The organism is Caballeronia sp. J97, assembly GCF_905220305.1.
Classification (GTDB): Bacteria; Pseudomonadota; Gammaproteobacteria; order Burkholderiales; family Burkholderiaceae; genus Caballeronia.
Genome location: NZ_CAJMZL010000018.1, coordinates 95,329 through 113,961, shown reverse-complemented (window position 1 = coordinate 113,961; position 18,633 = coordinate 95,329). Strand labels below are relative to the sequence as shown.

19 protein-coding genes are annotated in these 18,633 nt (G+C 61.8%); 8 read left to right on the top strand and 11 right to left on the bottom strand.

What is annotated here, in order from left to right:
- Window positions 1-2: 2 nt before the first annotated feature.
- Window positions 3-1,256: an acyl-CoA dehydrogenase family protein gene (locus U4Y90_RS22290; protein WP_321797784.1), complete on the bottom strand. Its 1,254-nt coding sequence runs from the start codon at window positions 1,254-1,256 to the stop codon at window positions 3-5.
- Window positions 1,253-1,504 (bottom strand): acyl carrier protein, encoded by a 252-nt coding sequence (locus U4Y90_RS22285; protein ID WP_008348335.1) that lies wholly within the window; start codon window positions 1,502-1,504, stop codon window positions 1,253-1,255. Before U4Y90_RS22285 ends, U4Y90_RS22290 begins: the two co-directional genes overlap by 4 nt.
- Before the next feature lie 418 nt (window positions 1,505-1,922).
- On the opposite strand from U4Y90_RS22285, the gene U4Y90_RS22280 reads away from it, so the two are divergent.
- A complete protein-coding gene (locus U4Y90_RS22280) occupies window positions 1,923-2,630 on the top strand; it encodes a YdcF family protein (RefSeq protein ID WP_321797780.1) in 708 nt (235 codons plus the stop codon).
- A gap of 129 nt (window positions 2,631-2,759) precedes the next feature.
- Here U4Y90_RS22280 and U4Y90_RS22275 read toward each other — a convergent pair whose 3' ends face one another.
- Entirely contained in the window at window positions 2,760-5,429 is a 2,670-nt protein-coding gene (locus U4Y90_RS22275; protein ID WP_321797778.1) for an excinuclease ABC subunit UvrA, read from the bottom strand.
- Between the two features lie 150 nt (window positions 5,430-5,579).
- On the opposite strand from U4Y90_RS22275, the gene U4Y90_RS22270 reads away from it, so the two are divergent.
- Complete coding sequence (locus tag U4Y90_RS22270; protein WP_321797776.1) at window positions 5,580-5,822, top strand: hypothetical protein; 243 nt, start codon at window positions 5,580-5,582, stop codon at window positions 5,820-5,822.
- A 30-nt stretch (window positions 5,823-5,852) separates the two neighbouring features.
- Here U4Y90_RS22270 and U4Y90_RS22265 read toward each other — a convergent pair whose 3' ends face one another.
- Window positions 5,853-6,275, bottom strand: coding sequence for a hypothetical protein (locus tag U4Y90_RS22265; protein WP_321797775.1), 423 nt, complete (start codon window positions 6,273-6,275; stop codon window positions 5,853-5,855).
- Between the two features lie 564 nt (window positions 6,276-6,839).
- Here U4Y90_RS22265 and U4Y90_RS22260 point away from each other — a divergent pair.
- The 3 genes from U4Y90_RS22260 to U4Y90_RS22250 all read left to right on the top strand — a co-directional run bounded on the left by U4Y90_RS22260 (window position 6,840) and on the right by U4Y90_RS22250 (window position 10,392).
- The gene (locus U4Y90_RS22260) at window positions 6,840-7,598 is read left to right on the top strand and encodes a FadR/GntR family transcriptional regulator (RefSeq protein WP_321797773.1); all 759 of its coding nucleotides are present in this window, start codon (window positions 6,840-6,842) and stop codon (window positions 7,596-7,598) included.
- 857 nt (window positions 7,599-8,455) lie between these two features.
- Entirely contained in the window at window positions 8,456-9,541 is a 1,086-nt protein-coding gene (locus tag U4Y90_RS22255; RefSeq protein ID WP_321797771.1) for a glycosyltransferase, read from the top strand.
- Window positions 9,538-10,392: a polysaccharide deacetylase family protein gene (locus U4Y90_RS22250; protein WP_321797770.1), complete on the top strand. Its 855-nt coding sequence runs from the start codon at window positions 9,538-9,540 to the stop codon at window positions 10,390-10,392. Before U4Y90_RS22255 ends, U4Y90_RS22250 begins: the two co-directional genes overlap by 4 nt.
- A 1-nt stretch (window position 10,393) precedes the next feature.
- Here the strand turns inward: U4Y90_RS22250 and U4Y90_RS22245 are convergent, their stop codons facing one another.
- Both U4Y90_RS22245 and U4Y90_RS22240 read right to left on the bottom strand, forming a co-directional pair.
- Window positions 10,394-11,221, bottom strand: coding sequence for an alpha/beta hydrolase (locus tag U4Y90_RS22245; RefSeq protein WP_321797769.1), 828 nt, complete (start codon window positions 11,219-11,221; stop codon window positions 10,394-10,396).
- A gap of 94 nt (window positions 11,222-11,315) precedes the next feature.
- Window positions 11,316-11,468, bottom strand: coding sequence for a hypothetical protein (locus tag U4Y90_RS22240; protein WP_321797768.1), 153 nt, complete (start codon window positions 11,466-11,468; stop codon window positions 11,316-11,318).
- A 30-nt stretch (window positions 11,469-11,498) separates the two neighbouring features.
- Between U4Y90_RS22240 and U4Y90_RS22235 the strand changes: the two genes are divergently transcribed.
- On the top strand, window positions 11,499-12,146 hold the full coding sequence (locus U4Y90_RS22235; protein ID WP_321797767.1) for a carbonic anhydrase: 648 nt from the start codon (window positions 11,499-11,501) through the stop codon (window positions 12,144-12,146).
- A gap of 82 nt (window positions 12,147-12,228) precedes the next feature.
- Window positions 12,229-13,806, top strand: coding sequence for a SulP family inorganic anion transporter (locus tag U4Y90_RS22230; RefSeq protein WP_321797766.1), 1,578 nt, complete (start codon window positions 12,229-12,231; stop codon window positions 13,804-13,806).
- 6 nt (window positions 13,807-13,812) lie between these two features.
- Here the strand turns inward: U4Y90_RS22230 and U4Y90_RS22225 are convergent, their stop codons facing one another.
- The 5 genes from U4Y90_RS22225 to U4Y90_RS22205 form a co-directional block, all read right to left on the bottom strand.
- Window positions 13,813-14,640, bottom strand: coding sequence for an anti-sigma factor (locus U4Y90_RS22225; RefSeq protein WP_321797764.1), 828 nt, complete (start codon window positions 14,638-14,640; stop codon window positions 13,813-13,815).
- A complete protein-coding gene (locus tag U4Y90_RS22220) occupies window positions 14,637-15,155 on the bottom strand; it encodes an RNA polymerase sigma factor (RefSeq protein ID WP_321797762.1) in 519 nt (172 codons plus the stop codon). The genes U4Y90_RS22225 and U4Y90_RS22220 overlap by 4 nt, the downstream gene beginning before the upstream one ends.
- Window positions 15,156-15,159: 4 nt before the next feature.
- Window positions 15,160-15,720: an anti-sigma factor gene (locus U4Y90_RS22215; RefSeq protein WP_321797761.1), complete on the bottom strand. Its 561-nt coding sequence runs from the start codon at window positions 15,718-15,720 to the stop codon at window positions 15,160-15,162.
- Window positions 15,721-15,875: 155 nt separating this feature from the next.
- Complete coding sequence (locus U4Y90_RS22210; RefSeq protein ID WP_321797759.1) at window positions 15,876-16,541, bottom strand: O-methyltransferase; 666 nt, start codon at window positions 16,539-16,541, stop codon at window positions 15,876-15,878.
- A gap of 157 nt (window positions 16,542-16,698) precedes the next feature.
- Window positions 16,699-17,967 carry a LysR family transcriptional regulator gene (locus U4Y90_RS22205; RefSeq protein ID WP_321797757.1) on the bottom strand — a complete coding sequence of 423 codons (1,269 nt, stop codon included), beginning with the start codon at window positions 17,965-17,967 and terminating at the stop codon, window positions 16,699-16,701.
- A gap of 161 nt (window positions 17,968-18,128) precedes the next feature.
- On the opposite strand from U4Y90_RS22205, the gene U4Y90_RS22200 reads away from it, so the two are divergent.
- On the top strand, window positions 18,129-18,629 hold the full coding sequence (locus U4Y90_RS22200; protein WP_321797756.1) for a universal stress protein: 501 nt from the start codon (window positions 18,129-18,131) through the stop codon (window positions 18,627-18,629).
- The last annotated feature ends 4 nt before the right edge of the window (window positions 18,630-18,633 follow it).

Genomic DNA, 18,633 nt, shown 5'->3' with positions numbered 1-18,633 from the left:
CGTCAAAGGGTCCCCGTTGCGGCGCGCTGCGCAAGCAGCAGATTCGCCGTGTTCAATTCGATGCGATCGTTGCTGATCATGAGCGGCGCGGAATGCAGATCGCGCAGATGACGGCCCACGCTGAACGGCGTGTCGTTCTTGTAGCCGGCCATACCGCAGATCATCAGCGTTTCCTGCACGACATGCACGGCCGATTGCGAAATCGCCAGCTTGAGCATGTTCAGATCCGCGTTGATGCCGATCGATGCCACGAGCGGCGCGTCGTCGTCATTGCTCTGGCTCGCCTTGCGCGCCGCGCGTTCGGCCTGCGCAGCTTCGACATTGGCGAGCGATTCGCGCAGCCGCGCCTGCATCATCTTGATGAGCGTGAGCACCTGCGAAAGACGGGCGGCCGAAGGCGGCAGCGCGGGCTTGCCACGCGCCTGATTGCGGAAGAACTGATGCGCGCGGTTAGCCGCGTCGCTCGCGATGCCGCACCATACCGCCGACCACAAGGTATGCGATACCGGCAGCATGCTTTCGTCGGCGATCTTCGAGAAGGGCGTCGGCAGGATTTGTTCGGCGATGCCGCTCGCGACGAGCCGATGTCCTTCGCTGCACGTCCCGCGCATGCCGAGCGTGTTCCACGTGCCGCGCTGTTCGAGCGTGAACGTATCGCGCGGCGCCACGATCAGCACCTGATCGGAGGGCGGCGCATCCGGATGACGGCGCGCCGTCACGAGAATGCAGTCGGAGTACTTGCCGTACGAGATCGTCGGCGCGAGCTTCTCGATGCTGAACGCGTTGTCGACGAGATCGACCGCGCATGCGCTGGTGCGCATGTTGCCGCCGATGTTCTCCTCCGACGTCGCCGATGCGAGCAGCAGTTGCTCGTTGACCATGCGCGCGAGGAAGTCGCGCTGCCACGGCACGTTCGCGCCATGATCGACGATGCATACGACCTGGCTCTGGTGCATCGCATAGATCATCGCGGAAGATGCGCAGCCTTGCGCCATCGCCTCGCACAGGCGCGCGACGCCGGTGAGCGACAGGCCGTCGCCGCCGAACGTCGTCGGGATCATGGCGGAGAAGAGGCGTTCTTGCCGCATCGCCGCAACCGCTTCAGCAGGAAAACGCGCTTCGCGATCGACCGCATCGGCGTGCTTCGCCGCAACGCCGGCGACGCGCTTCGCCGCTTCGATCAGCTCGCTCTCGCTGCGCGGTCCCGCGCTCTGCGCGAGCTCGGCGACTTCCAGCTCCTGAGCGGGCGCGTTCATGCTGCCGCCTGCGAGCGACGCAGTTCGTCGACGGCCGATGCGAGCGAATCGACGCTCGAAAAGAGCCGGCGCGTGAGCATGTGATCGGGGATCTCGATGCCGAACTCGTCTTCGATCGCCAGCATCACGTGGACCGTGGCAAGCGAGGAAAGACCGGCGGCGTACAGATCGTCGCCGTCGGCGAGGGTGTCGATGGGCACGTCGAGACGAGCGGACTCGGCGAGGATGCGGCGCAATTCAGTTTTCATTTTGTGTGTTTTCCCTTGTACCCGGCCATTGATGCACATAACCCGGATTGCGACGATGAGTTCTTATCGATGTCGCTCGCCCCGGTGCGAATCGGCAGTGGTGTTGTTCTTGTCTCGTGAAGAGCATTCCACGAGGCCCTCGCACTCACTGTCTTGTTGCTTTTGTTTGATCGTATTTAACGAATTTGCGGCCTTGTGCGTCCGTGCGATGGCGCACGGAGGGCTTCGATGAGAAACCTGTGCTTTGTGCGATATCAAGCACGTCTCGAACCAATGTCATGATTCAAACTCACACCCAGTCACGCATAGCGGTGAACAGGTAACTCTTGCGCATAGAGAAACAGGCCGCTTGCAAAAACTATGCGCACGATGAAAGCTTTTTGAAACGATAACTTTCGGGGTGGAGTAATTGGTACTTTTGTCTTTGCTGTTGCTGCTCGTGGTGTTGTTCGTCTTCTGGAAGAAGCGGCGCGGTACGGTCCTGCTTTTGACGGGCGCCGTGTTCTGGGTGCTCGGAAGCTGGCTGCCCGGCCCGCTCGTGCGGCTCGCAAACGATCACTACGCGTCGATGCACGAGCCGGATTTGGGCTCGCGTACGGCGATCATCGTGCTCGGCGGCGGGACGTCTTACGATCGCCATCGACGCCTCGTGCCCAAGGGTGACGCGATGACGCGCATCGATCTCGCGGCATCGCTCTACAAGCGTTGCCGCGAGATGGAGAAAGAATGCTTTGTCATCGTGAGCGGAGGCAATCCCCAGCATCATGAGCAAAGCGAAGCGGATCTATATGGAGGCTTGCTTGTCGACGCGGGCGTGAAGCGTTCGGATCTCATCCTCGAAAACGAAAGTCTCGATACTTACGAGAACGCACGCAATACGGAAAAGATATTGCGGTCACGGCAATACGATACGTCGGTGCTGATCACGTCATCGCTTCATATGCACCGTGCGATGCTCGCGTTCGAGGCGTTCGGGCTGCATCCACAGCCCGCGGTTGCCTACATCCGTCCTCAGTTCACGTGGTGGCGGCCGCATCCGAAAGGATGGTTCGACTCGAACAGCGCATTGCATGAACTGGTCGGTGTCGCACGTTTTTATGTGTGGCGATGGATCGGGTTGTATTGAGATTGCACGCGGCGGAGTGAGGCGAGGCGACGGAGTTGGCAACTCCGTCATCGTGGCTTTTAGAGCTCCGCAGATACGAGCATTTGTGAAATGCGCTGCGGCATCCAAGCCGGCAAATTCGAATCTTGCTCAGTCTTTAAAGACATCTCGCAGATAAGAGGACGTTCTGCTTTCTGCAAATCCAGCCACGCTTGCAGGCGTTCCCGTCACGACGATCCGGCCGCCATCCTCGCCCGCGCCCGGGCCGATATCGATGACCCAGTCGGACAGCGACGCGACACGCATGTCGTGCTCCACGACCACCACCGTGTTGCCCGCATCGACGAGCCCTTGCAGTTGCGCCATCAGGCGATCCACGTCGGCGGGATGAAGGCCCGTCGTCGGTTCGTCGAGGATATAAAGCGTGTCGCCGCGATGCGCGCGCTGTAGTTCCGTCGCGAGCTTGATGCGTTGCGCCTCGCCGCCCGAAAGCTCCGTCGCGGGCTGCCCGAGCCGCAGATAACCGAGGCCGATGTCGCGTAGCACGATGAGCGCGCGCATTACGTTATGTTCATCGGCGAAGAACTCGCATGCGCTGTCCACTGTCATGCCGAGCACATCCGCGATGTTCTTCCCTTGCCATTCGATCTCCAGCGTCTGCGGGTTGTAACGCGAGCCGTGGCATGTCGCACATGAGGTATAGACGCTAGGCAGGAACAACAGCTCGACGCTGACGAAGCCTTCGCCCTCGCATGTCGGGCAGCGTCCCTGGGCGACGTTGAATGAAAAGCGTCCCGCGCCATAGCGGCGCTTGCGTGCGGCCGGCGTATCGGCGAAGAGCTTGCGCACGTGATCGAAGAGACCGGTGTAGGTCGCTAGATTCGAGCGCGGCGTGCGGCCAATCGGTTTCTGATCGACGCGCACGAGTCGCCGGATCGTCTCCATGCCCTCGACGATGCGTCCGCCAGCCGATGCATCGGCCGGCGCGAAGAGCGGATCCTGTTCGTCGTCGTCCGCGTCGTCGAGCGTGCGTCCGAGCCGTTCCGCGACAAGCTCCGGCAATGCCTGACTCACGAGGCTCGATTTGCCCGAACCCGAGATGCCGGTGACGGTCGTGAAGGCGCCCAGCGGAAATGCCGCGTCGATGCCATGCAGGTTGTTTCGCGCGATGCCTTCGAGACGCAGCCAGCCGCGCGGCTCGCGCACGGCGCGTTCGATGGTCCGCCGCGCCGCGAACAGATGCTTGCGCGTCTGCGACACTTCGACCTTTGCGAGGCCTTCCGGCGGTCCGCTGTAGAGCACATGACCGCCTCGCTCGCCGGCTTCCGGACCGACATCGACGAGCCAGTCCGCGCGACGCATCGTGTTCACGTCGTGCTCGATGACGAAGAGCGAATTGCCCGCGGCCTTCAGGCGCTGCAGCGCGGCGAAGAGGGCTTCGCTGTCGGCGGGATGCAGGCCCGCGGATGGTTCGTCCAGCACATAGACCACGCCGAAGAGCTGCGACGCGAGTTGCGTCGCGAGCCGCAGCCTTTGCAGTTCGCCGGAGGAGAGCGTGGGCGTCGCGCGATCCAGCGACAGATAGCCCAGCCCGAGGTCGATCAGCGTGGCGAGCCGCTCCAGCAGATCGGCGGCGATGCGCTCGGCGGCGGCGCGTTTCTCGTCGGAGAGATTGGCGGTGCGCCGCACATCGGGTGCGGCCTTGTGCGACGAGCCGCCTGCTGCGACGCGCTTTGCCGTCGCCGCGAGCCGGTCCTTCTTCGCGAGCGCGGATGCCGGTGCGTCGTCGTGAGCGGGCCATTCGCCGCGCGCGATAGGCGCAAGCAGATCGGCGAGGCGGTTCAGCGGCAGACGCGCGAACTCTGCGATGTCGAGCCCCGCGAACGTCACCGACAGCGCTTCTTTCTTGAGCCGTTTGCCGTGACACGCATGGCAATCGCTGCCGACCATGAAGCGCGACACGCGCTTTTTCATGAGCGCGCTTTGGGTGTGCGCGAAGGTATGCAGCACATAGCGGCGTGCGCCGGTAAAGGTGCCCTGATAACTCGGCTCGGCGCCGCGCTTCAACGCGGCTTGCGTTTCCTTCGGCGTGAGGCCGGCGTACACCGGCACGGTCGGCTGTTCTTCGGTGAAGAGGATCCAGTCGCGGTCCTTCTTCGGCAAGTCGCGCCACGGTGTATCGACGTCGTAGCCGAGCGTCACGAGGATATCGCGCAGATTCTGCCCGTGCCATGCGGGCGGCCACGCCGCGACGGCGCGCTCGCGGATCGTGAGCGAGTCGTCGGGCACCATCGACTTCTCCGTGACTTCGTACACGCGCCCGAGACCGTGACACACCGGACACGCACCCTGGACCGTGTTCGGCGAGAAATCTTCCGCATAGAGCATCGGCTGCCTGGGCGGATAGCTGCCGGTGCGCGAATACAGCATGCGTACGAGGCTCGATAGCGTCGTCACGCTGCCGACCGACGAACGCGCATTCGGCGCGCCGCGTTGCTGCTGAAGCGCGACGGCCGGCGGCAAGCCTTCTATCGAATCGACTTGCGGCGCGCCGACTTGTTCGATGAGCCGCCGCGCATACGGTGCGACCGACTCGAAATAGCGCCGCTGCGCTTCGGCGTAGAGCGTGCCGAATGCCAACGACGATTTGCCCGACCCGGATACGCCGGTAAAGACGACGAGGGCGTCGCGCGGCACGTCGACATCGACGTTTTTCAGGTTGTGCTCGCGCGCGCCGCGAACGCGCACGAAACCTGCTCTCGATGCAGTTGCGGCATCGTCGCGTTCGGTTGATTTGCGGCGGGCTTTGCGGACATCCATGAGTCGGGCTGATTTGAACTTGACGCACAACGGGAGTGAAAGGGCCAGCATGCAGCATGCCACATACCAGATGGCATTTTGCGTTATGCATGCTGCATGCGAAATGCGCGCAGCACGGTGACGAACCTGATCGGCGAGGGAAAAATGAGGATGACTGGATTGAGCGGATTGATGGCGCTGGCAGCGGGCGCGGCGATAGCTGTTTCGGGCCTGGCGATGGCGCAGTCGGGCGGCAACGGCAATGGCGGATCGGGCGGCGGCAACGCTCACGGCGCAGCGACAGCCGGGCCGACCGTGGGCGGTGACAATACTTCGGCGCCCGGCAGTGCGCGCCAAAGCGGCCCGCACTTCAAGCACAAGAAGAAGGCCAAGCCCGCGACGACGCCCCAGTGAAGGGACGATAGCCGCTGCGGGCGTCGCGGATCAGGCCGCGGTGCTTTCGACGTCGATATCGTCGGTGCCGAGGCGGGAGAATATGTCGCACACCGCGCGCATCTCGGCTTCGTCGCGAATACTGACGATGACGCGTGTGATGCCGCATGCCAGATCCGCATCGCCGCCATCGGCGCCGAAGGAGGGAAGGATGTCGTCGCTCGAAACGTCGAGCCCGTAAGGGTAGTCGTGCGTATCGACCACGCCCAGATGCTCCCCGTGCCCCGCATATTCCGCAGCGATCCACTGCGTTTGCGCATTGTTGCTCTGTGTCTGCGCAGTATGGAAATCGGCGAAGCCGCTCATGCTGGCTACGCGAACGCGGTCGCCCGCGATGCCTTCCGCGCGCAAGTCTTCAAGTGCTTCATCCAGCTTACGGGAGCCGTGGAACGCTCCGCTCACTTCACGCATCATTTGCTCGTCTCCTTGCCTGCCAACCTCGATGCCGCGCCTCAGTATCGCCGTGAAATTCGCGAATGTGAATACGGATGTCCACCGGTTTGCGCCTGATCAATGAGCGAGATGCGCGAGAGGCGCAGGGCGCGTGGCGTATCGCACAGACAAGCGCGGCGCGAAACCGGTGAACCGCGGTGTTCGGGCTCGCGTCTGCGCGAAATGATGGCGAATCCAACTGATGCGGCATGGACTCGCGAGCCGGACGATGAAGAAACCTTCTTTTCTCGACGAATGCCGGTTCGCTGCCTGCGGTCGACGCAGTAGGGCGAACGTGGTGTTACTTCATGCGGTACATGAACTTTACGCCGCAACAAACGGTTTATCAACGCTTTGTTTTGTCCCCAATCGCGCGATTTTGATCGGGTTTTCCATCATGCTGGTTGCTGAGTTCGATTCGCGCCTAATACAGCGAGTAATGCCTCTAAAATTTGCGGCGAGCTTTCGCGCGCAAGTCGATAGTCATCGTACAAGCTGCCGCTCGCCCTATAATTGCTCATCGAGCACATCAAAGATCGGCCTCTCATGTCCCAAGCACTCGCGTCCGGCGCGCTTCGCCGCTCCCGCAATCTCACCGAGGAAGTCGTCGCCGAGTTGTCCGAGCGCATCCGCAGCGGCGCGCTGCAACCCGGCGACAAGCTGCCGACGGAATCGGAAATCATGGCGCAGCTCGGCGTGAGCCGCACTGTGGTGCGTGAGTCCATTTCGCGGCTGCAGGCGGCGCGCCTGGTTCAGACGCGACATGGCATCGGCACCTTCGTGCTCGAAGCGGGCGATCAGGACCGTTTCCAGATCGAAGCCGCGGGCGATCTCACCGTCCGCGACGTGATGGCGATTCTCGAACTGCGCATCAGCCTCGAAGCGGAGGCGGCCGGCCTCGCGGCGATGCGCCGCACCGATGAAAATCTCACGCAGATGCGCCGCGCGCTCGACGACTTCGAACGGCTGATCGAGGCGGGCGAGGGCAATGCGGTCGCCGCCGACGTGGCATTCCATCTCGAGCTCGCGAAGGCTACCGGCAATCGTTACTTCCACAGCATCCTGAGCCAGCTCGGCAATACGATCATTCCGCGCACGCGCGTCAATTCCGCGGCGCTCGCGCACAATGATCCATCGGGTTATCTCGATCGCGTGAACCGCGAGCACGAAGATATCTACGATGCGATCGAGCGTCGCGATCCGGAGGCGGCGCGTGCCGCCATGCGCATGCATCTGTCGAACAGCCGCGAACGGCTGCGACGGGCGCACGAAGCGTCGTCGACCAAGACGCAGGACACGAATTGAAAATGCGCGGTTGATGGTTGTTCGTCGGACATCGCATGTTTTCAGTGCGGACCGGCGACGCGTAAAGTTTCGAACTGCGAACTGTTTAATCGTGCGCGTGGGCGCGTTTCTGTCCAGGCTTTGTCGAGATATCGGATTGCGCTTTATGCGATCGCCTTAAGAATGCCGATCATTCTGATAACCGCTGATTCAGCAGGCGTTGAAATCCAATTCGATGCTCAACCGCGCAAGCATCTTTTGCCTATTTGCCTATTTGCCTTGGCAAATGAGCCATCAAACGTTTGCGCGACAAACGCATTTCTTATGGTTTGCTTAACCACCCGCACGCGCAACGGTTAAAGACCAGTTCATAGCTTCTTCGCGATAACATCGCATCGGATCAAGCTGACAGAATTGCCAGTTACGCGTCAACCAAACGCATACCTGCCCCGTTACCCGATAGGTTATCCGCCTGCTTCGTCGCGCCGCGCCCAAGGTGACTTGGAGCCGGAACATCGATTGCTCCGGTGGTACACGTAGCGACGCTGCTTTGCCGCACTGATCCTCTCTCGTCCTAGTCCGGACGCAAAGCTGGAATATCTCTTTCCATTTTATTGCGACCAAACAAAGGCAGAAAGGTAATTGAAAAATTACCAAATATTACCGGTGAGCGGCCGGCAGAGGGAGGGCGCAAGCTAAGATCGCGCACGCTGAAGCTGACATCATTGAAAGCTAAGCAAGGCACTCGCTATAGCTAACGAACCGGGTCCGATCGATCTCATTGCATTTTCTTTACGAACGACCACGAGCGGAAAACTGCTCGCATTATTTCAAGATATTACCGACGCGTCGCCGCCGAGGTTGGGAGACCAAGGGTTTTGAAGATCTTACATAGCGAGTCCTCTAAGGGATGGGGCGGTCAGGAAGTCCGCACGCTCAAGGAGATGGTGGCGTTGCGGGAAGAAGGTCACACCGTCGAATTGATTTGCCCGAGCGATGCGCGTCTCGGTCAGCGTTGCGCCGAGCTCGGATTCGCCGTGCATCACGCGCGCATGCGCGGCGGCGGCGACATGCGTTCGATGCTGCGTGTGAAGACGCTCCTGCGCCGTCGCGCATTCGACGTGCTGAATACGCATAGTGGCCACGACAGTCTCGTAGCGGGCACCGCCGGAAGGCTGGCGGGCACGCCGCTCATCGTGCGCACGCGACATCTCGCGCTGCCCATTTCGTCGCTCGCGACCTATACGTGGATTCCCCATCGCGTGATCGCGGTGAGCCATTACGTGCGTCGCTATCTGATCTCCGCCGGCGTCGCGGAGAAGCGCGTGCAGACGATCTACGACGGCATCGTAAAGCCGCAGGCTGTCGCGCATTCGACCTTGCGCGCGGAGCTCGGTCTCGAACAAGACGCGTTCATCGCATGCATGGTTGCGATCATGCGCGACAAGAAGGGCCATGAGGACCTGATCGCGGCTGTGCGCCCGCTCGTCGAAACGCATCCCAGGCTGCATATCGTGATGGCGGGCGATGGCCCGTGTTTCGATCGCATCAAGGCCATCGTCGATAGCCTTGGACTGTCCGGTCGCATTCATCTGCTCGGCTTTCGCTCCGATATCCCGAACATCTTTCGCGGTTCAGATCTCTTCGTGCTGCCGACGCATCAGGAGGCACTTGGCCAGGCATTCATCGAGGCGATGGCGGCGGGCTTGCCCGTCATCGGCACGCATGTCGATGGCGTGCCCGAGATCATTCAGGACAACGTGAACGGACTGCTCGTGCCGCCGCACGATCCGGTTGCCTTGCGCGCTGCAATCGTTCGCATGATCGACGATCCCGCGCTGCGTCAGCGTCTCAAGGACGAAAGCTTGCGCATTACCGAACGCGGCTTCACCGTGGGCGACATGGCGCACGAAACGGCGAGTTTCTATCGACGTGCATTACACGAGCGAGGTCATCGCAGATGAGCGCGAAGCAGGCACGCGCCGTTCCCGTGCTGATGTACCACCACGTCAGCACGTCACCCGGCATGATCACGGTGAGGCCCGATCACTTCGCCGCGCAAATGGACTACCTTGCAAGCGCGGGCTATCGCACGATCGGCTCGGCGCAACTCGCGGCATTCCTGGGCGGCGAAGACGTGCCCGCCAAGTCGCTCGTGATTACTTTCGACGATGGCTATCTCGACAACTGGGTGCATGCGCATCCCGTATTGAAGCGCCATGACTTCACGGCCCTGTGCTTTCTCGTGAGCAGTTGGCCCGGCGAGGGCGGCGTGCGTCCGAACGCATCTTATGGACTATCGGGTCTTCCGCGATTGCTCGATCATCACGCGGGCGAGTGCGCAATCGATGACGGACGTGCCGACGACGTGATCCTGCGCTGGTCCGAAATTGAAGCGATGCGCGATGCCGGCACATTCGAATTTCATAGCCACACACATACTCATGTGCGCTGGGATCAGGCCACGGGATCGCCCGCCGAAAAGCGCAAGGGTCTGCAAGACGATCTGAGCGCCGCGCGCACCGCATTGCGCGCGCGTCTGGGCGAAGTATCCGATCATCTGTGCTGGCCGCAAGGCTATTACGACGATGACTATCGCGAAGTGGCGTTGAACGCGGGCTTCCGGCACTTCTACACGTGCCACGCGGGGACGAATGTCGGAGCCGATCCGCTCGATCGCAATGCATCCGACGACGCCGAGCGCACGATCAAGCGACTCGAAGTACGCGACCGGCCGGCCTCGTGGCTGGCATCGCGCTTGTGGGTGCATACGCGGCCCGCGATCAGCCGCGCCTATCTGAAGATCAAACGCTGACTCAACACCGGTGCTTTCGCACGAAAGCGGAGATCGCATCGTTCACCGCATTGGCCGCATCGCGATGCGGTGAATGCCGGCATTGCGTCAGCTTGACGAGTTGCGTGTGATCGACAGCCGCCTTGATCTTGTCGATCTGCAGCATCGATGCATATTCGTCGTCATAGCCTTGAATGGCGAGCAGTGGCCGTCTGATCGACGCTATCTCCTCCGTGATGTCCCAGTGCAGAAATGCCGGATTGAGCCACGCATCGTTCCATCCGTAAAAGGCTGAATCCACGTCGTCGTGATAAGCCTTCAGCTTCTCTTTGAACGATGTCGTTTCATACGTTACGCGGGCCTGTTCGATGGCTCGCACTGTCATCGGTTCCACGCACACATGCGGCGCCAGGACGGCAAGACCGGCGAGCGCTTCAGGAAACGCGCTTGCATGGAGTAGCGCGATCGTGCCGCCATCGCTATGCCCGATGAGCCACATGCGCGAGCGTTCCTGCGCGCCGATGCCCAGCGCGTCGAGCAATGCGGGCAAGACCTGTTGCGCTTGCAGATGCAGAAATTCGACCGGCCACTTTTCTTCGGGCGGGCGCGGAGTAGAGCGCCCATAGCCGGGCCTCGAATAGACGAGCCCGCGGAAATTCAGGCGATCGCAAAGCATTTGCGGCCAGCCTTTCCATAGCGCGATGGAGCCGAGGCCTTCGTGCAGGAACAACGCGATGGGGGCATCGGCGAGTTCAGGATTCAACCATTGAAATTCGATGCGCAGCGAATAAGCGGCGCCGTTCAAATCGACGAAACGCGTCGCGTCGATACTTGCTGCTGGATCGGTCATCTGATTGCGAGTGCTTGGGCGTGGAGCGCTAAAGATTATCAGATGCCGTGCGCGGCGCATCCGTCATGCACCCGAAACACGACCATCGAATGCATCATTCGAGTGCATGCGATCGCTCGACAACAAATTTCATTCGACTGATTTTTTTCTCTGGACGCCGCTGAACTTTTTCTGCGAAAGTAATTCGTAAGAAATCCGCCGCGCTGCAATGAAGATGCGGCCCTTTTTCGATGACTTGCGCCAGCACTCGAGGCGCGCCTGTTCTGGAGAGACATGCATGAATCGACCGAAACGAATGCTATTGGAAAACATTGCGTGGGCGCGCGAAACGGCACATGCCGACACGCATTTCTTCTCGCGTCTCGCGCAGGGACAAAACCCGAAGGCGTTGTGGATCGGTTGCGCGGACAGCCGCGTGCCGGCCGAGACCGTGACGAACGCCAATCCCGGCGATCTATTCGTTCACCGCAACATCGCGAACCTGTTTTCTCCGTGCGATGACAACACGATGAGCGTGCTGGAATACGCGGTGCGCGTGCTGAAAGTCGATCACGTGATCGTCTGCGGCCATTACGGATGCGGCGGCGTGCGCGCCTCGCTCCTGCCGCAATCGAGCGACTTGCCGCACGTGAATCGCCGGATTGCACCGTTGTGCGCGTTGGGAGAAAGACATCGCCATGAACTCGATGGATTCTCCGAACTCGATGCGCGTGCCAATCGCCTCGCTGAACTGAACGTGCTCGAACAAGTGCGTCTCTTGCGGGAACAAGCCATCGTGCGGGATCGCGACGAGCCGCCGCTGGTTCACGGATGGATCTTCGGGCTGCATGACGGCCTCATCAAAGTGCTCGCTTCCGGCTATGCCGAAGAGAGCGACACGCAAGACGCCGGGCGCGTTCCGGTCGCATCGCTTCAGGCCGCTTAAGCGCGCTATTTCCTGTCGATCGCTTGCCGATGCGAGCTCGCCTTAGCGAGGTTCGCAGGCCCTCACTCGTTCGAAAAAAACCATGAACTCAAGTAATCGTCTTGCCACTTTCCCGCGTGACATGTTCGCGGGCACAGTCGTGTTTCTGGTCGCGATGCCGCTATGTCTCGGCATTGCCAATGCATCCGGCGTCGAACCGTTCGCCGGGCTTCTGTCGGGCATCATCGGCGGACTCGTCGTCGCGTTGCTGAGCGGCTCGCAATTGAGCGTGAGCGGCCCGGCAGCGGGCCTGATCGTGATCGTCGTCGACGGCATCGCGGGACTCGGCAGCTTTTCTGCGTTCCTGCTCGCGGTGCTGCTCTCGGGCGCAATTCAGTTCGGCTTCGGCATGCTGAAGGCAGGGCGCTTCGCGGCCTATGTGCCTTCATCGGTCATCAAGGGCATGCTCGCCGCGATCGGCCTTCTGCTCGTCATCAAGCAGATCCCGCTCGCAGCGGGATTCGCCAATGAAGGCGCGCCCGCGGCGAGCGGTCCCGGCATGCTCGGCACGGCGTTCGGACCCATATCGATGGCGGCTTGCTTCGTCGCGGTCGTTTCGCTTGCGATGCTCGCTGGCTGGGAAACGCGCGCGATGCGCCGCTTCGCACTCGTGCGCGCCGTGCCCGCGCCGCTCGCGGTGGTCGCATTCGGCATCGGCGCGACCGTGTTGCTCGATATGTTCGCGCCGGGCTTTGCGCCGCCCGCGCAGCATCGCGTTGCGTTGCCGTCGCTCGAATCATTCGCCGCGTTCACGAACGCGCTCGAATTGCCCAACTTCGCGCAGTTCGTGAACCTCGATGTATGGCGGCTCGCGTTCACGCTCGCAATCGTGGCGAGTCTCGAAACACTGCTGAGCCTCGAAGCGGTCGAGCAGCTCGATCCGAAGAAGCGCGCCGCGCATCCCGATCGTGAACTGAAGGCGCAGGGCATCGGCAACATGATGGCGGGTGCGATCGGCGCATTGCCGATTACTTCCGTGATCGTGCGCAGTTCCGCGAACGTGCACGCGGGCGCGCAGAGTCGCTGGTCATCGTTCGTGCACGGCGCGCTACTGCTCGTGAGCGTGTTCGCACTGACGAGCGTGATCAATCTGATTCCACTCGCCTGCCTCGCCGCAATCCTGATCTTCACCGGTCTCAAACTCGCCAAGCCTTCGTTGTTCGCAGCCGTCGCGAAGCAGGGCATCGAACGCTTTGCACCGTTCATCGCGACGATTGCCGGCGTGTTATTGACGGACCTGTTGATGGGCATTTTGCTCGGCATCGCGTGCAGCCTCCTGCTTGCGATCCGTGCGAATCTCAAGCGTCCCATCACGATCGCGCAGCACGACGATCACTATCTCGTGTCGTTCCGCAAAGACGTTTCGTTTCTTGCCAAGGTCACGCTGAAGCATCATCTGCGCGCGATTCCCGACGGTGCGACGGTGATCTTCGATGCATCGCGAGCGGACTACATCGATCCCGATGTGCGCGAGGAGATCGACAAGTTCGTGACGGCGGCGGCGTCGCGCAACATGCATGTCGAATGCAGGAAGTTGCCGCTTCCTCGCTCGCAAACGTTCATGCCCGCGGTGCGCGGCAGATGGCTCGGCTCGAGGAGGCAGGAGTTGTCGTCCGAGTGAGCGGCTTCAACCCGGCGTCGATGGCGTCAGTTGTGCGTACACATCGTGCGCGAGTTCGAGCATCACCTTGCGATCGATGCCGCCTGATATCGCATAGCCGAAGTCGCCATCGATCCAGTAGAACACGTTCACGGGCCCGTCCTGATACAGCTTGAATGCGGTGGCGTTCGTGTTCGTCTTGCGATGCGAGATGCAAAGCGTCACGCGTTCGCCTTTGGCGTCGCGATACATGAACTGGGCGGTCGGGCCGTTTTCGCCGGGAAGAATTCGGCCGCCCATCAGTTCGAAACCGCTGTTCGTGAGCACAGGCGGGTGCACGTCGGTGCCGAGCTTGTTCGAAAGATACCGAACGAAGTCCTGTTCGCGGTCTTGGCCGATATCGTCAGGGCGATCGACGGCCGGCATGTACACGACATGCGCGATCGCGGCCTGACGCGCCATGTTCTCCATGCCATCGGCGCTCACGTTGCGTGCATTCGACGACGCAATCGCGCCGGGGGACGACATCGCATCGCGGCCCATATTCGTGCCGATGCCGATGCCGATACCCATCAAGAGCGCAGCCGCCATGCTCGCGAATCGAGGCCAGTTCGCCGCGTTGAGCAAACGCCGCTTCCTCAGCGTACGCAAGCGCGCGGGCACAGGTTCGTTGAGCACGCGATCGTAGCGCTCATGGAACATGTTGTTGAGCGAGAAGTAGTCGCTGACGCGCGCGGCCAGTGCGGGATTCATTTCTATGGCACGCTCGACCTGCTCGCGACGCCCGGCCGAAAGCGCGCCGTCGACATAGGCGTGCAAATCTTCTTCGCCGATCGGAGTGTGTTGGTCGTTCATCGCACCACCTTCAACTTCGCAGGGGGCTGTGCGCCCGCCATCAACGTGCGCAAGCGCTCACGTCCGCGCGACAGCCGCGACATCACGGTGCCGATGGGAATATCGAGGGCGATCGCCACTTCCGCATAACTCATTTCTTCCAGCCCGACTAGGAGCACGACTTCACGTTGTTCGGCGGGCAGACGCTGCAACGCGTAGTCGAGATCGCGCACTTCGAGCGAGCGAGATTGATTCCCGGGCACGGCGAACTCGCGCTCATTGATTTCGTCATCGTCGACGGAGACGTGCATTGCGCGCGCCGACGCCTTGCTCACCTGATTCACGAACAGGTTATGCATGATGGTGAAGAGCCACGCGCGCAGATCGGTTCCCGCTACGAACTGTTTCGTGCGCGCCAGAGCACGTTCGATCGTATCCTGCACGAGATCGTCGGCGAGATCCCGATTGTTCAGCAGCGCGCGCGCATAGCGGCGCAGCCTCGGGACGTGGTCGATCAAATCTTCGCGGATGTCCATTGCTTTATCCGTCGTGCGCCTGCCGCGCTGTTAGCGTCAACGCGTCGGCGGCGCACATGAGTACGCGCGTATCCGCACGTCCCGCGAGGACACAACGCTTGCCGCCGCTGGTCCAGGTCAGCAGACGGATATTGCCTGCGCGTTGCGCGCTCCAGTGCGGCGCTTCGCGCGCGAACGGCGAGGAAGCGATCAGCAGAACCACGGCGTCGCCGTTCGCGTTGCGATAGTCGAATTCGTCGATATGAGCGAGCGTGCCGACGCGTCGCGTTTTGCTCTCTATCAGTTCGAGACCGACCGGCGCGAGTTCGGCGAAATGCGGATCATGCGACACGAGCGCCCGGACATTCGTGCCGCGTTGGCCCGATGTTTCCATCAATGCCATTACCGCGACGGCATCGAGCATGTCGGGACTGACTTGCGTCGTCAGGCACCAACCGGCTGCGGCCACGGCAACGCATACGCCGACGAATGCGTGACGCAAAGCGCTTTTTAATTCGCGCGGCGCGACGGGAGCGAATGCGCGCCGGAAGGCATGCATGTCTCGTTCGGTGAGCGGCTCGTCCATGTTGATGCATCGATTTTTTGGGGTCTCGATGCGCTAACCTTCCGGACGAGTGTTTTATTCCATCGGCCGTTCGAATTATTTTCAGATGAAAAAAATCCGGAACCGCGTTGCGATTTTTTTCGGAATCGATGGAACCGAATCGTTGTGAGCGACGCTCAGGACACGATCGAAATCGAGAAGCCGTCCCATCCTTTGCTGCCGACCGTCTGAATCGCCGTGGAAGAGACGTGCGCATCCGCCGCGAGCATGTCGAAGAAGGTGCGCACGCCGATCACGTCGGGGTCGCCGCTATGCGCGTCCGCCACGCGGCCCCGTCGAATTACATTGTCGGCGACGATCACGGTGCCGGGCCGGCTCAGACGCAACACGAGGCGCAGATACTCCGGATAGCTCTGCTTGTCGGCGTCGAGAAAGACGAAATCGAAGGGCGGAATGCCGTCGCGCACGAAAGCCTTGATCGTATCGACCGCATCGCCGACGATCACCGAGACCACGCCCGACAAGCCCGCGCGTTCGATGTTCCTGCGCGCGACGTCCGCGTGATGCTCGACGGCTTCGAGCGTAAGCAGCGTGCCGTCGTCGGGCAGGGCGCGTGCGAGCCAGATCGTGCTATACCCGCCGAGCGTGCCGAGTTCGAGAATGCGTCGCGCGCCGCGCAACCGCGCGAGCATGTTCAGCAACTTGCCCTGATTCGGTGCGACGTTGATCGCGGGCAGTCCCGCGTCCGTGCTGGATTTCAGTGCTGCGTCGAGCACATCGTCAGGCGTTTGCGTTCGATCGCACAAGTACTCGTCCATCGCAATCCATTGCTGCTCGTCCATTGCATCTCCTTCGTTGCGGTGATCGCGCCTATGACACGATACCGCACGAGTGCTTGCCGGCACAAAGCGTGTTAGCGCGATAAACGATTCAGATGGCCCCGCAAACGAATTGAAATAGAGCTGACATGGTTCGGGCCATACACTCTTCTGTTCGGTATCAGAAGGCCGTTTTGACGATACCGGGCGACTCGCGCCGTAGTTCATGCCCGAGCTGATCGACGGTCAAACGGATCGCGTCGATCAAGGCGCGCGCCGCCGGCGACGGCGTGCCGCCCGCGCGCATCGTGAGGCCGATATCACGTCGCGTGGCTTGCAGCGGGATGTCCATCACGACGAGCTGACCCGATTCGCATTCGTAATGGAGTTGTTGCGCGGACACGGCGGCGAGCATGTCCGTATGCATCAGCAGGCCGCGAATGACGGCGAGGTCGGCGGTCTCGACCGTCGGCATCGGCGGCTTCAGCTTCCAGCGCTTGAATTGCGCTTCGAACATCCCGCGCGCGGGCGCCTGACTGCGCGGCAGGATCCATTGCGCGGCGATCAGATCCTTGAGCGTCAATCCGCTTCGACCCGCGAGCGGATGTCCGCGACGTGCGATAACCACGATGTCCTCCGACATGAGGCGCTCATTGACGAGCCCGCTCGATGCATCGTTATGACGCAACGCTCCGAGCACGAAGTCGATATCGCCCGCACGCAGTCCCGCGACGAGCGTTTCATATGCGCTCTCGTCGGTCACGATGCGCACGCCCGGATATTGCGCGGCCACGCGCGCGATTGCGCCAGGCAGGATCAGCGTTCTGCCGAGCGGCAGCGCGCCGACCGTGACATAACCCTGAATCGTGCCGCGCAATGCCGCGAGATCGTCGGGGATATGGCGCAGTTCGTTCAGCGCACGCCGCACGTGCAGGACAAAGGTTTCGCCTTCGCTCGTGAGCAGCAGACCGCGCGGACTGCGGTAGAACAATTGCATGCCCGCGCCTGTCTCCATGATGCGGATCGCGCTGCTCACGGCCGGTTGACTGAGCCCCAGAGTCTGCGCCGCACTCGGCATGTGACGATGCCGCGCGAGCGCGGAGAACAATTGCAGCCGGCGCGTATTGAGCAGAAAGGCGGGAAGCGCGCCGCCCGTCGTGGTCCGGCGACGCGATTGCCGCGTCGCGCACCATTGCGCCAGCTCTTCGAGTTCCGCGAAGATGCGCTGGCAGCGCAGCAGCACCGCGCGTCCGGCGGGCGTGGGCAACATGCCAGATGGACGGCGCTCCAGCAAAGTCTCGCCTACCGCGGCTTCGAGTTCCTGCAGTGAACGCGTGACCGCCGATTGCGCACGGAACAGCGCGGCGGCGGCGCGCGTGGCGCTGCCGGTTTGCGCGACGAGCCGGAACGCGCGCAGATACGCGAGATTGAGCAGTTCGCGATTGTCCATGTGTCGAAGATGCCTCGATGCCATCAGTTTGATTTATCGCATCGTAACGCCTCCCGAAGCGCGCGCTCACTTTCCGCTAAGTGTCGGCGCGGATCATGACGTCATGCACACCACGACGGACGCCCGCATACGGCGCCGTTCAATGATCGGAGGGTTGCGCCATGTATCAACATATTCTTGTCGCAGTGGGGCCGAGTTTCAGCGAAGCCGCGTTGTCGGCCGCCATCGCGCGGGCGCGCGAAAGCCATGCGCGCCTGACCGTGCTGCATGTGATCGAATCGTCGCCGTGGTGGGCAGGTTGGCAGATGGAATGTCTTTGCGACATGCCCGCGCTCGTCGATCAGCTCGCGCTCGTGATTCGCCGCAGCAGCGAAAAGATGCTTCGGCACGCCGGCATCGACGCGGACTGGCAAACGCGCACGCTGCCGCATGACGGCCGCACCATCGGGCGCGTGATCGCCGACGAAGCCGAGCGCCTCGATGCGGATCTCGTCGTGCTCGGCGCGAAGAAGCGCGGCTTCTTCGGCTTCGGTTGGAACCACGTGCGCAACGTGGTGTGCCGCCATACGAACCGCGAAGTGCTGATCGCGACCGCATGCGTCGCACATAAGGCGCGAGTGATCGGCTTGAATGGCGAAGTGCTGCAAGCGCAGCACGCTTGATCGC

Coding starts and splice junctions, on each gene's coding strand:
- U4Y90_RS22245 (WP_321797769.1), bottom strand. CDS start 11,221: ATGACCGATCCAGCAGCAAGTATCGACGCGACGCGTTTCGTCGATTTG.
- U4Y90_RS22235 (WP_321797767.1), top strand. CDS start 11,499: ATGAATCGACCGAAACGAATGCTATTGGAAAACATTGCGTGGGCGCGC.
- U4Y90_RS22225 (WP_321797764.1), bottom strand. CDS start 14,640: ATGAACGACCAACACACTCCGATCGGCGAAGAAGATTTGCACGCCTAT.
- U4Y90_RS22265 (WP_321797775.1), bottom strand. CDS start 6,275: ATGATGCGTGAAGTGAGCGGAGCGTTCCACGGCTCCCGTAAGCTGGAT.
- U4Y90_RS22220 (WP_321797762.1), bottom strand. CDS start 15,155: ATGGACATCCGCGAAGATTTGATCGACCACGTCCCGAGGCTGCGCCGC.
- U4Y90_RS22275 (WP_321797778.1), bottom strand. CDS start 5,429: ATGGATGTCCGCAAAGCCCGCCGCAAATCAACCGAACGCGACGATGCC.
- U4Y90_RS22205 (WP_321797757.1), bottom strand. CDS start 17,967: ATGGACAATCGCGAACTGCTCAATCTCGCGTATCTGCGCGCGTTCCGG.
- U4Y90_RS22250 (WP_321797770.1), top strand. CDS start 9,538: ATGAGCGCGAAGCAGGCACGCGCCGTTCCCGTGCTGATGTACCACCAC.
- U4Y90_RS22210 (WP_321797759.1), bottom strand. CDS start 16,541: ATGGACGAGCAGCAATGGATTGCGATGGACGAGTACTTGTGCGATCGA.
- U4Y90_RS22270 (WP_321797776.1), top strand. CDS start 5,580: ATGACTGGATTGAGCGGATTGATGGCGCTGGCAGCGGGCGCGGCGATA.
- U4Y90_RS22285 (WP_008348335.1), bottom strand. CDS start 1,504: ATGAAAACTGAATTGCGCCGCATCCTCGCCGAGTCCGCTCGTCTCGAC.
- U4Y90_RS22215 (WP_321797761.1), bottom strand. CDS start 15,720: ATGGACGAGCCGCTCACCGAACGAGACATGCATGCCTTCCGGCGCGCA.
- U4Y90_RS22230 (WP_321797766.1), top strand. CDS start 12,229: ATGAACTCAAGTAATCGTCTTGCCACTTTCCCGCGTGACATGTTCGCG.
- U4Y90_RS22290 (WP_321797784.1), bottom strand. CDS start 1,256: ATGAACGCGCCCGCTCAGGAGCTGGAAGTCGCCGAGCTCGCGCAGAGC.
- U4Y90_RS22260 (WP_321797773.1), top strand. CDS start 6,840: ATGTCCCAAGCACTCGCGTCCGGCGCGCTTCGCCGCTCCCGCAATCTC.
- U4Y90_RS22200 (WP_321797756.1), top strand. CDS start 18,129: ATGTATCAACATATTCTTGTCGCAGTGGGGCCGAGTTTCAGCGAAGCC.